The organism is Micromonospora sp. NPDC005173 (assembly GCF_040608515.1).
Classification (GTDB): domain Bacteria; phylum Actinomycetota; class Actinomycetes; order Mycobacteriales; family Micromonosporaceae; genus Micromonospora.
Window position 1 is genome coordinate 46145 of the sequence record NZ_JBEXIK010000004.1, and the last position, 12845, is coordinate 58989.

Consider the following 12845-nt stretch of genomic DNA (forward strand, 5'->3'; position numbering starts at 1 on the left):
CAGGCTGTCCTTCGTCACGCGGTGCCGCCGGGGCGGCGGGGAGGGATACGGCGGGTACGGCTGCGGCGGGCGGCGGCGCGCAGGGCGGCCCGGGCCAGCTCCGGTCGGTCGGCGGCACCGTCGAGGCTGGCGGCGAGCGCCCGGACGGTGGGGTGGCGGAACAGGTCGAGCATCTTGATGGACCGGCCGGTGGCGGCGATCAGCCGGGCGTGCACGGCGGCGAGCGCGAGGGAGTGCCCGCCGATGTCGAAGAAGTTGTCGGTCACCCCGACCCGGTCGCGCTCCAACACCTCCCGCCAGATCCCGGCGATCAGCTCCTCGGTCTCGGTGAGCCCGTCCGGGCCGGCGGGCATCAGGGCCGGCGGAGGGCCGGCCGCGTCGCCACCGGCGACGGTCATCGCGCCGAGCTGCGGCACCCGCACGGTGGGTCGGGGCAGCGCGGCGGCCACCTCGCGGGCCGGCGTGTCCGGTGCGGCGGCCAGCGCGCCCACCAGCTCGGCCAGGTCGGCGAGCAGGTCGTCGATGCGGGCGGGGTCGAAGAGGTCCGGGTTGTAGACCACCTCGACGCCGGTACGGCCGCCTGTCTGCACCACGTAGACGGTGATGTCGAACGGTGAGCCCGGTTTGGGCACCGGCACCGGCTCGGCGGTCAGCCCGGTCAGCGTCAACCGGGGCGGCGCGAAGTTGAGCACGTTGAACAGCACCTGCACCAGCGGCGCGCGGGCGGTGTCCCGGCCGACGCCGAGGGCCTCGACGATGCGTTCCAGCGGCGCCCCGGGGTGGGCGGTGGCCTCGTGCAGCTCCCCGGCACACCGGTCGACCAGCTCGGCGAAGCTCGCCCCGCCGGTGCGGACCCGCACCGGCACCGTGTCGATGAAGAAGCCGATCACGTCGTCGAAGGCGGCCAGCCGCCGGTCGGCGACGATCGCGCCGAGCACGTGGTCGTCGCCGTCGGTGAGCCGCGCGATCAGCTCACCGAAGCCGGCCAGCAGCACCGCGGCGACCGTGGTGCCACGCCGCTCGGCCAGCTCGCGGACCGCGCGGTCGGTGTCGGCGGACAGCCGGACGGCCGCCTCCACCCCGGCGTAGGTCTGCACGGCCGGTCGGGGCCGGTCCCGGGGCAGGTCCAGCACCGTCGGTACGCCGTCCAGGTGCGCGGTCCACCAGGCCAGGTCGGTCGCGCCGCGCAGCCGGTCCCGCTCGGCCCGCCACACCGCGTAGTCGGCGTACCGGGCGGGCAGCTCCGGCAGCGTCGGCGGCTGGCCGGCCACCGCCTGGGCGTACCCGGCGGCCAGGTCGTCGTAGCAGACCCGCTCGGACCAGCCGTCGAAGACGGCGTGGTGCCAGGTGGCGGCCAGCACGTGCTCGGCCGGGCCGAGCCGGTAGACGGTCACCTGCCAGGGCGGCCCGGTGGCCAGGTCGAAGGGGTGCGCGGCGCCGGCGGCGAGCATCCGGGCCAGCTCCGCCTCCGGCTCGGCGCTGCCGGTCAGGTCGACCACCGGCACCGCCACGTCGGTCGGCTCGGCGCAGACCGCGTACGGCACGCCGGCGGTCTGCGGGATCCGCCAGCGCAGCACGTCGTGCCGCTCGGCGACGGCCCGCAGTGCCGCGCTGAGCGCGGCCGTGTCCAGCGGGCCGTGCAGCCGGTGCGCCACCGCGATGTTGTACGGCGCGCTGGACGGCGCGAGCTGGTCGACGAACCAGAGTCGGCGCTGCGGCGGGGAGAGGGTGGGCGGGTTGCCGGTGCTCAGTCCGTCGGCGCCGACCGGCGCGGCGGCCACCCGCTCGGCCAGTCGGCCGAAGGTGCGCTGGGTGAACACCTCGCGGGTGTCGAGCTGCCGGCCCAGCTCGGCGCGGAGCGCGGCGACCAGGCGCATCGCCGCGATGGAGTTGCCGCCAGCGGCGAGGAAGTCGGTCGCCGGCTCGGGTGCCGCGCCGAGCAGCCGGGTCCAGATGCCGGCCACCGCCGCCACCACGGACCCACCTGTGGCATCAGGCGTGCGGTCGTCCACAGTCGACGTGGTACGGGCGGCGGCCAGCGCGCGCAGCGCCGGCCGGTCCAGCTTGCCGCTGACCGGGCTGACCGGCAGCGTGGCGTGACGCAGCACCCGGGCCGGCAGCATCGCCGTGGTCAGCCGACTGCCGGCGTACGCCCGCAGCCGGGCATCGTCGGGCGCGTCCGTCGGGCTGAGGAACGCGACCAGCTCGATGCCGGCCGGGCCGGGCACCGCCTCGACCGCCACCCCGGTCACCCCGGGCAGGTCGGCCAGCACGGCCTCCACCTCGCCCAGCTCGATGCGCTGCCCGCGGATCTTGACCTGCCGGTCGACCCGGCCGAGGTAGACGATCCGGCCGTCCGGGTCGTGGCGCACCAGGTCGCCGGTGCGGTACAGCCGCTCGCCGGGCAGCCCGGAGAACGGGTCCGGGACGAACCGCTCGGCGGTCAGCGCCGGCTGGCCCAGATAGCCGTCGGCCAGCCCGGGCCCGCCGATCAGCAGCTCACCTGTCTCGCCCGGCGGCACCGGGTCCAGCGCGGCGTCCACCACGTACGCTCGGTGGTTGGGCAGTGGCCGGCCGATCGGCATCGGATCGGTCTCGGTGGCGCTCAACGGGCCGCTGACCGCCAGCACCGTCGTCTCGGTGGGGCCGTAGCCGTTGAGGAAGCGCCGGCCGGGTGCCCACCGGGCGACCAGCGCGGCCGGCACCGCCTCGCCGCCGCAGAGCACGGTACGCCAGTCGGGCAGCTCGGCCGGGTCCAGCATGGACAGCACGGTGGGCGTGATGAAGCCCCAGTTGACCTCGTGCGCGGCGATGAACCGGGCCAGCCGGACCGGGTCGGCGCGGTCCTCGGCGCCGAGCAGCTGCACCGAGCCGCCGAGCAGCAGCGGCACGAACAGGTCCATGGTGGCCGCGTCGAAGCCGAGCGAGGCGATGCCGAGGCTGCGTACGTCGGCGTCGGCGCCGGTGAGCGCGACCACGCCGGTGACGAACTCGACCACGTTGCGGTGGCTGGTGAGCACGCCCTTCGGGCGGCCCGTCGAGCCCGAGGTGAACAGCACGTACGCCGGGTCGCCCGGGCGGGCCGGGCAGGGCGTGAGTGGGGCCGGGCCGGGCAGCCCGACCGCCTCGATGCCGGGCGCGTCGCCGAACTCCGCCTCGGCGGCGTCGCCGACCACCAGGGACACGCCCGCGTCGGCGGCGATCCCGCGCAGCCGCCGACGCGGGCCTCCCGGCTCCAGCGGCACGTAGCAGCCGCCGGCCAGCAACACCCCCAGTACGGTGGCGACCAGCTCGGGCCGGCGGGCGCCACACACCCCCACCCGGGTCTGCCGGCCGACGCCCCGGGCACGCAGCGCGGCGGCCACCCCGGCGGCCAGGGACAGCAGCTCGGCGTAGCTGAGCCGGCTGTCCCACTGGCGCACCGCCACCGCGTCCGGTGTGCGGGCGGCCTGTGCGATCACCAGCTCGGCGATCGTCGCGTCCGGCCAGGGCAGCGGCTCGCCCCGTATCGCGCTGATGGACAGGATGTCGGTCACCGGTTCCCCCCGGGGTAGCTGCTCGGATCGGTGATCTGCAGGCGCAGCTCGCTGACGTAGGCGCGGCCCGCCGCGTCGGTCACCCAGCTGTCGGTCGGCGTCGGCAACAGCTCGCTGACCACGAGCGCCACGTCCGGCCCGCTGCGGGCGGCGGCGTCGACCATCGCGCACAGCGACTGGGCGTAGAGCGGGCCGGTCAGGTCGACGTAGCAGGGTTTGACCTCGGTGCCGACCTTCACGAACACCTGCTCGGGCAGGCCGAGCCGACCCCGCCAGCGGCGTACCGCGAGGAACCGCGCCGCCTCCCCGGTGACCCCGGCCAGGCCGCTCTCCTCGACCGTGGTCCGCCAGGTGCGTCGGGCCACGACCAGCCGGTCGATGGTGATCCGGGGCGTGTGCGGTGCCGGGTCGAGCAGCTTGAAGGCGTCCACCAGCAGCGAACCGAGCAGGTTGGCGAAGACCTCCATGAGCGGCCACCGGCTGCCGTCGGGCAGCACCACCGCCAGCCGGTCGCCGTCTGGCACCACCCGCACCTCGGTCGCCGGGACCAACCGGTCGACCTCGCCGCCCCGGGCGGTGTCGATGCCGAGCTGCCGGTCGGCGGGGCTGGTCAGCCCGTACGTGGTGCGGGTGGTGACGCGGGGGAAGCCCTCCGGGTAGAGCACCCGGACCCGGGCGGGGCCGAGGTCGGTGTCCAACCCGGCGCGCAGCGCCGCCGGGTCGGGGTGGAACGGCACGAACACCGCGCTGTCGAAGGTGGCGTTGGCCGGGTGCAGCTCGCCGAGCACGAGCAGGAACTCGCCCCGGTTCAGCGCGGCCAGGTCGGTGGCGCTGATCTGCACGTCCGGGCTGTGGATCCGGGCCGACGGCCAGCCGGGCGCGTTCGCCGGGAACACCCGCCGGGCCTGGTCGGCCAGCTCCACGCCGCGCAGCCGCAGCTCGGGCTGCCCGGGTGGCAGCGCGGCCAGGTCGAACAGGTCCGCCCAGCGGGCGGTGAAGCCGGCGGTGGTGGCGGCCAGCGGACCGTCCTGGGCCATCAGCAGCCCCTGGGCCAGGGACCAGACGTCGGCCAACCGCACCGGCCCGTCGGCGCGCAGCTCCTCGTACAGCTCGGCGAAGATCCGCTCGCAGGCGGCGCCGATCTCGGCGGTCAGCCAGCGGGCCGCCTGGAGCACCACGGCCAGCGGCGTGGCGAGCGCGGCGAGCACCTCGGCGCCCACGCTGACGGTGAGGTCCCGGGCGCTCTCCTCGTAGGCGACCGTGCGGCCGACGTACATCTGACCGGCCTGCCGGGTGGCGGGTCGTCCGGTGACGGCGGTGAACTCCGCGTTCAGCACGGCCAGCGCGGCACCGAGCCGGTCCGGGTCTCCGGCGCTCGCGGCGACCTCGTCGCAGGCCGCGCAGAGCCGTTCGAAGCCGGCGCTCACCTCGGCGCGCAGCGCGAGATCGCCGATCGCGGCCAGCCTTTCGCGCAGCACCTGCTCGGCCCGAGGGCTGATCGGCAGGCCGGCGTCCCAGGTCAGCAGGCCACGCTCGACCAGCCGGTCGAGCAGCAGGAAGCCGTCGGCATCGGTGCGCAGCCCGGCGTCGCCGTCCGCGCGGACCCGCTCGACCAGGCGTACGGCCGGGGTGCGCCCGTCGCAGGAGGCCAGCAACCGTGCGTCGAGGGCGGACAGCTCGACCGGCGGGTGCAGCGGTCGGTGCAGCCACCGACCCGTCACGCTCAGGTGCGGCGGCAGCGCTGGCGCCCACCAGCGGCGCACGGCCGGGTCGTCGGCGAGCCGGTCGGCGTACGCGATCAGCGCCCACGCCTCGAAGTGGACCTCGCGCCGGGACACCAGCCCCGGTCCCGGCCACAGCCGGGTCGCCGGGTCGGCGGGGTCGAACGTGCCCCAGCAGACCGGGCCGAAGAACCCGATCGTCTCGGCCTTTCCGCAGTAGCGCTGCCAGTAGCGCAGCAGGCTCAGCTCGCGCTTGCGCCGCCGGACGTTGCGCACCATCGGGTCGGTCCGCAGCAGCCCGTCCAGGGCGATCAGCATCTCCGGGTTCTGCCAGGTGACCGCCTCACGCAGCAGCGGGTCGGCGGCGATCCGGCCGGCGGCCGCCGAGGAGTCGGCCAGCGCCACGGCGAACGCCTTGTCGAACATCTCGGCGGCACCGCTGCCGGCACTCGCCCGCCCGTCGGCGGTCTCCTCGGCGGCCAGCAGCGCATCGGCGGCACCGGCGGCGTCCGGGGCGGCGAAGGCGGCCAGCCCGTCGGCCGGGAAGCCGGCGGTGCGCAGCACCACGTGGCGCCACACCGACCAACCCGTGTCGCCCAGGGGCAGCAGGTGGTTCATCGGGCCGACTCCGACTCGTCGGTGTCCACGATGTGCAGCCGCAACTCGCTGAAGTAGCGCCGGCCGGCCGCGTCGGGCACCCAGGCGTCCTGCGCGGTGGGCAGCATCTCGCTGACCACCAGGGTCGTGTCGTCGCCGCCGTCCCGATCGGCCGCCCGGACCATCGCGCAGAACATGTTGGCGAAGGCGGGGCTGCTCAGGTCGACGAAGCACGGCTTGGTCTCGGTGCCGAGCTTGATGTACACCTGCTCCGGCAGGCCCAGCCGACGCCGCCAGTCCCGCACGGCCAGGAAGCGGGCCTGCTCCCCCGTCACCGCGCCGAGCCCACTCGCGCCGACGGTGGTCCGCCAGGTCTGCCGGGCCACCACCAGACGATCCAACGTGATCCGCGGGGTGTACGGCGCCGCGGCGACGAGCTTGAACCCGTCCACGGCGTGCGTGCTGAGCAGGCCGGCGCACACCTCGGTCAGCGGCCAGCGCTGCCCGTCGGCGCCGGTGACCACCAGCCGGCCGTCCTCATCCCGCACGGTCAGCGCCACGGTGGGCAGCACCCGCTCCGGCTCGGCGTTGGGCGCGGGCGCGAACGCCAACTGTCGGTCGGTCGGGCCGATCAGCGCCTCGGCGACCCGGCTGGTGCGCCGCGGCCAGTCGGTGGGAAAGAGCAGCCGGATCCGGTCCGGGCCGAGATCAGCCTCCAGCGCGGCGCGCAGCCGCTCGACGTCCGGATGCGCGGCGGTGAAGACGTGACAGTCGAACGACGACCAGGCGGCGTGCATCTCGCCGAGCACGACGGTGTAGTCACCGCGGGCCAGCGCGTCCGCGTCCGCCGCACAGATCTGCAGGTCGGGGCTGTGCAGCCGGGCGTTGGACCAGCCCGGCCGGACGGTCGGGAAGACCTCGTCGACCCGGGCGGCGAGGTCCGCCACGTCCAGCCGCACGTCGGTGCTGCCCGGTGGCAGGTCGGCCAGCCCGAACAGCCCGGCCCAGCGGGCGGCGAACTCGCTGGCCACCGCGTCGACCGGGCGCGGCCCGCTGCCCCAGAAGAGGCCCTGCACCAGGAACCACAGGTCGGACAGGGCCACCGGGGCCTCGCCGGCCTCGGCGCGCAGCTCGTCGTACAGCTCCCGGAACACCGCCCCGTACGCCTCGTCCAGCGCACCGGCCAGCCAGCGGGCGGCCCGCAGCAGCACGGCCAGCGGCGCGGCGATGTCGTCCAGCAGTAGCGCGCCGAAGACCACGTCCAGGTCCCGACTGGTGTCCTCGTAGCAGAGCGTCCGGCCGGCGTACATCTGCCCGGCCCGGCGCTGCGCCGGCTGCCCGGTGAGGTCGGTGAACGTCTCGTCGAGCGCGTCCAGGGCGGCGCGCAGCCGGTCCGGGTCGCCGGCCGCGACGGCGACCGCGTCCCGCGCGGCGCACAGCCGGTCGAAGCCGGCCTGGGCGGCGGCCCGGGCCGGGGCGTCGCCAACCTCCGTGATCCGCTGCCGCAGCACCTCCTCGGCGGCGGGGCTCACCGGCAGGGCGGCGTCCCAGGTGGCCAGCTCCCGCTCCACCAACCGGTCGAGCAGCGCGTACCCGTCCTCTGGTCGGCGCAACCCGATGGCCGGGTCGGTGACCAGGTCGCGCGCCGGGCGTCGGCCGTCGGCGGCGGCGAGCAGCGCCGCCTCGACCGGGGTCAGCGCTACGGGCGGCCGGCCCGGACGGCGCACCTCCCGGCCGGCGAGGCTCAGCTGCGGGGCCAGCCGTGGCGCCCACCAGCGGCGAACCGCCAGGTCGCCACCGATCCGCCGCGCGTACTCGGTCAGCGCCCAGGACTCGAACCACACCCAGCGGCGGCGGGTCAGCGCCGCGCCCGCGCGCACCTCGGCGGCGACCGGCAACTCCGGGTCGACGGTGACCCAGCAGCTCGGGCCGAAGAACCCGACGGTCTCGTTCTTGCCGCAGTAGCGCTGCCAGTACTTCAGCAGGGCGCGTTCCCGGTCCCGCCGGCGGACGTTGCGGGGCGCGTCCGGGCCGCTCCGGACCAGCCCGTCCAGGGCGACCAGCGCGCCCCGGTTCTGCCAGGTGACCGCCTCGCGCAGCAGCGGGTCGGCAGCCAGCTCGGTGATCCGCCGTCCGGTGGTGGACACCGCCTCGGCGAACTCCTTGTCGAACAGTTCGGCGCCGACGCCGGTGGCCAGCAGCTGGTCCGCGGCGGCGGCGGCCTGCGGGGCGGCCAACAGGGTCAGCCCGTCGGCCGGAAAGCCGGTGCTGCGCAGGATGGCGTCACGCCACACCGACCAGCCGGTGTCACCGAGCGGCACCCGGTGCATGTCAGCCGCGCCGCTGGCGGCGGCGAGCGTCCCGACCCGGCCCCGGCCGCCGCCGACGGCGGCCCGGTCGGCGGCCCGGTCGGTGGCCCGGTCGGCTCCCCGGTCGGCGGTGAGCGCGGCGGCGGTCAGGTCGGCGCGGATCGCGGTGGCCAGCTCGGGCAGCGCGTCGTGGAGGAAGAAGTGCCCGCCGTCCAGCTCGTGCAGGGTGAATTCGGCGGTGGTGTGCTCCCGCCAGGCGGCGCTCTGCTCGCGGGTCACCGCCCGGTCGTTGCGACCGCTGAACGCGACGATCGGCAGCGGCAGCGGCTCCTCGGGCTGGTACCGGTAGCCGTCCACCCGTTCGAAGTCGGCGCGCAGCAGCGGCAGCAGCAACTCGACCAGCTCGGGATGCTCCAGCACCCCTGCCGGCAACCCGCCGCCGGCCCGCAGCCGGCGCAGCAGTTCCTCATCGTCCACCCGGGACAGCCCGTCGAAGGCGCTGGGCTCGGTGACGTGTGGCGCGCGGGCGCCGCCGACGTAGAGTCGCAGCGGCAACGGGAGCCCGGCGCGGCGCAGCTCGCGGACCACCTCGAAGCCGAGCCGACCGCCCATCGAGTGGCCGTAGAGGGCGTACGGGCCCGCGGCCCGCCCGGCGATGGCGGTCGCCACGTCGACCACCCTGAAGCGGGGGTCCTCGCTGATCCGGTTCTCCCGGCCGGGTAGCTGCACCGGCAGCACCTCGATGTCGGGGCCGAACCGGTCCGGGAATGCGCGGAACGCGCTGGCGCCGGCACCAGCGTAGGGCAGGCAGAACAACTGCACCGGCGCCGGATCGCGGCTGCCGGCGGAGAGGAACCAGTTCACCGCACACCTTTCTGAGGGGGGTCGATCCAGTACCGCTGCCGCTGGAAGGGGTAGGTGGGCAGCGAGGTGCGTCGGATGCCGCCGGCCGGGTGCAGGGCCGTCCAGTCGAGGTCCCGGCCGGCCACCCAGTCGGCGGCGAGCTCGCGCAGCGCACCGGCCGGGCCGGCCACCCGGGCGTCGGTGCTCAGCAGCTCGTCCAGCGCGGCGACCGCCGCGGCCGGGTCGGTGGCGATCACGGCGGCCCGGCAGCCGAACTCGCGCCGGCCCAACGCCAGCGTCGCGGCGACCTCGGCCAGGGCGGGGGCGGTGCCGGCCAGGTGCCGCCGCAGCCGGGTCAGCGCCGCGCGCAACGCCACCGGGGTACGCGCCGAGACCGGCAGCAGTTGCGCACCGGCCGGCCCGGCGTCGACCGGCTCGACCGGGGGCGGTTGCTCCACCACGACGTGCGCGTTGGTGCCGCCCAGGCCGAACGAGCTGACCCCGGCGACCCGGCGCGGCGCGTCCGGCCAGTCGCGCACCTTGGTCGGTACGTAGAACGGGCCTGCGGCCAGGTCGATCTCCGGGTGCGGGCGGGTGAAGTGCAGGTTCGGCGGGACGACGCCGTGCTGCACGGCGAGCACCGTCTTGATCAGCCCGGCGATGCCGGCGGCGGCGTCGAGGTGGCCGATGGTGGTCTTCACCGAGCCCAGCGCGCAGGTCTCGACGGGCGCGGCGCCCTGGTACACCTCGTGCAACGCGGCCACCTCGATGGCGTCGCCGAGCGGGGTGCCGCTGCCGTGCGCCTCGATGAAGCGGACCTCGCCGGGTGCGACCTCGGCGGCGGCGAGCGCGCCGGCCACCGCGGCCGCCTGCCCGGCCGGCCCGGGCACGGCGTAGCCGGCCCGGTCGGCGCCGTCGTTGGTGACCGCCCAGCCGGGCAGGATCGCGAGGACCCGGTCACCGTCGGCCTGCGCATCGGCGAGCCGGCGCAGCGCCACCACGCCGACACCGGAGCCGAAGCCGGCGCCCTGGGCGGCCTCGTCGAAGGCCCGGCAGCGGCCGTCCGGTGAGGCCAGGCCGCCGGGGGTGTGCCGGTGCCGGGGCCAGGTCACGCTCACACCGCCGGCCAGGGCGATGTCGCACTGGTAGTCGGCCAGGCTCTGCGCGGCGAGGCACACCGCGACCAGCGAGCTGGAGCAGGCGCTCTGCACCGCCACCGCCGGCCCGGTCAGACCCAGCCGGTACGCGACCTGGCCGGGCAGGTGGTCGGTGAGCTGCCGGCCGACCAGCCGGGCCTCCCAGTCGTCCGGGTCGACGTCGCCGACCACGGCCGGATTGTCCATGAGGTGGAACAGGAAGTAGCGGTTGACGGAGGTGGCGCCGTACACGCCGACCAGGCCGGGGAACCGGGCCGGGTCGTGCCCGGCATCCTCCAGCGCCTCCCACGCGGTCTCCAGGAACAGCCGGTGCTGCGGGTCGGTGCGGGCGGCCTCCCGCTCGCCGAAGGCGAAGAACTCCGCGTCGAAGTCGGCGACCCCGTCGAGCCGGCCGGTGGCCTTGACGTGCCGGGGGTCGGCGCGCAGCCCCGGGCCGACGCCCAGCGCGGCCAACTCCTCGTCGCTGTGATCGTGGATGGCGTCCATGCCGGCGCACAGGTTCCACCAGAAGGTGGCCGCGTCCGGCGCGCCGGGGAACCGGCCGGCGAGACCGACCACCGCGATCTCGTCACCGGTGTACTCGCGTACACCGACCGGCGCGGCGGACGGGCCGGCGGCGCTCGGCGGCGCGGCGGGCGGGGTCTGTGCCGTGACAACCGCCGGCGCCGGCAGGGCGGCCGAGGTCGGCAGAGTGGCCGGTGCTGGCAGGCTCGCCGGTGCTGGCAGGTCGACCAGCCGGGCTTGGGCGGCGACCGTCGGGTGGTCGAAGAGCCGCAGCAGGGGCAGCCGGACGCCGAACCGTTCGGCCAGCCGCTGCTGCACCTGGCCCAGCAGCAGGGACTGCCCGCCGACGTCGAAGAAGCTGTCGGTGCGGCCGACCGCGTCCCGGTCGAGCACGGCGCACCAGATGTCGTGCACGATCCGCTCGGTGGGGGTGGCCGGTAGGTCCCCGGCGGGCACGGCCCGGGCCGGGTCCGGCAGTGCCCGCTCGTCGACCTTCCCGCTGACGGTCAGAGGGAACTCCGTGACCGGCACGACGGCGCGGGGCAGCGCGTACTCGGGTAGTTGCCGGGCCAGGGCGGCCCGTAGCGCCGCCGGGTCGACCGGTGTCCCGGCCGGACGGACGTACGCCAGCAGCTCGCCGTCGCGCGCGATGGCCCGGACCTCGGCGATGCCCGGCTCGGCGGCGAGCACCGCCTCGATCTCGGTCAGTTCGACCCGGAACCCACGCACCTTGACCTGCCGGTCGAGCCGGCCGAGACAGCGCAGCTCGCCGGTGGGCAGCAGCTCACCCAGGTCGCCCGTGCGGTACACCGGCACACCGTCGGGGTCGTGGCCGAACCGGTCGCTGTGCTGGTCGAGGTAGCCGGGTGCGAGGTGTCCACTGCGCACCACGATCTCGCCGTCCGGAGCCAGCCGCAGCGCGTACCCGGGCAGGGCGGTGCCGACCGGCAGCGGACCGGTGGCCGTGCGGTCGACGTCGGCCAGCGGCAGCGCGTACCGGGCGGCGAAGGTGAATTCGGTGGCCCCGTAGCCGTTGACCAGCACGCAGCCCGATGCGAAGCGGCCCCGGGCGCGGGCGGCGTCGGTGTAGCTGGCCTGTTCGCCGCCGAGCAGCACCACCCGGACCCGGTCCAGCCGCTCGACGCCCGGGGTGTCCAGCAGGTACCGGTAGACGGTCGGGGTGGAGTGGTAGATCGTGACGCCGTGCCGGGCCAACTGCTCGGCGGCGTACGCCAGGCCGTGCCGGCGCAGGTCGACCGGCACGACGGCGGCACCGGTGAGGAGCGCCGGGTACAGGTCGGGGATGGCGGCGTCGAAGCTGAACGAGGCGAGCAGGCTGAGCCGGTCATCTGGCCGCAGGTCGAGGGTGGCGATCTGGTTGTCCACCACGTGCGTCAGGTTGCGGTGGCTCTGCCCGACCGCCTTGGGTCGCCCGGTGGAGCCGGAGGTGAACAGCACGTACGCGAGCGCGTCCGGGTCCACCGGCACCGGTCGCAGCGGCGCGGCCCGCACGTCGACGGCCGGGACGACCCGCAGGCCGGGCCGGTCGGTGGCGAGGCGCCGGGCCAGTTCGGTGTGCTCGCCACCGCAGAGCAGGACGGTCACCTCGGCACCGTCGAGCAGGTGCCGCAGCCGCTGCTCCGGGAAGCCGGGGTCGAGTGGCACGTAGGTGGCCCCGGCGGCGAGCGTGCCGAGGATGGCGGCGATGGTGCCGGCGCCGTGCCCGGTCAGCAGGCCGACCCGGACACCGGGCCGGACACCGGCCGCGGCCAGCAGTTCGGCGTGCCCACCGGCCAGGCCGGCGAGGCCGGCGTAGTGGAGCGGGCCGGTGTCGCCGAGCACGGCGGGATGGTCGGGGCAGGCGGCAGCGGCATCGCCGAAGCGATGGATCAGCGTCGAGGTGCCCATCTCAGGAGGCGCACACCGTCGCTCCACAACAGACGGACGCGCAGCAATCGACAGCCAAGATCATGATCCCCCCCAGGACGTCACAATGGAAGGAGCATATGGCTCGATGCATGTCGCGAAAGATCATCGACTAGAGTCGACCCGAAGGGGCTATCGACGGCTCCGACGAGGGACGGCGAATATCGTCCGATCATCCCCCTGGCGCGGCGCGCAATTTTCGCCTAAAGCGTCAACCGGCAACCATTTTTCCGGTTGCATTTCATTTGCGCA

Annotated in this window: 4 protein-coding genes; all 4 read right to left on the minus strand. The window is 75.6% G+C overall.

Translation table 11 applies throughout. From position 1 onward, the window contains the following. Window positions 1–14 precede the first annotated feature (14 nt). From ABZV00_RS07380 to ABZV00_RS07395, 4 genes are read right to left on the minus strand one after another with little or no spacing between them, the layout of a single operon-like run. Complete coding sequence (locus ABZV00_RS07380) at window positions 15–3536, minus strand: amino acid adenylation domain-containing protein (protein ID WP_355602688.1); 3522 nt, start codon at window positions 3534–3536, stop codon at window positions 15–17. Beyond that, entirely contained in the window at window positions 3533–5875 is a 2343-nt protein-coding gene (locus ABZV00_RS07385) for a lantibiotic dehydratase (RefSeq protein ID WP_355602690.1), read from the minus strand. The genes ABZV00_RS07380 and ABZV00_RS07385 overlap by 4 nt, the downstream gene beginning before the upstream one ends. Beyond that, a complete protein-coding gene (locus tag ABZV00_RS07390; protein WP_355602692.1) occupies window positions 5872–9027 on the minus strand; it encodes a thioesterase domain-containing protein in 3156 nt (1051 codons plus the stop codon). Before ABZV00_RS07390 ends, ABZV00_RS07385 begins: the two co-directional genes overlap by 4 nt. Further along, on the minus strand, window positions 9024–12575 hold the full coding sequence (locus ABZV00_RS07395) for an AMP-binding protein (protein WP_355602694.1): 3552 nt from the start codon (window positions 12573–12575) through the stop codon (window positions 9024–9026). The genes ABZV00_RS07390 and ABZV00_RS07395 overlap by 4 nt, the downstream gene beginning before the upstream one ends. Between the last annotated feature and the right edge of the window lie 270 nt (window positions 12576–12845).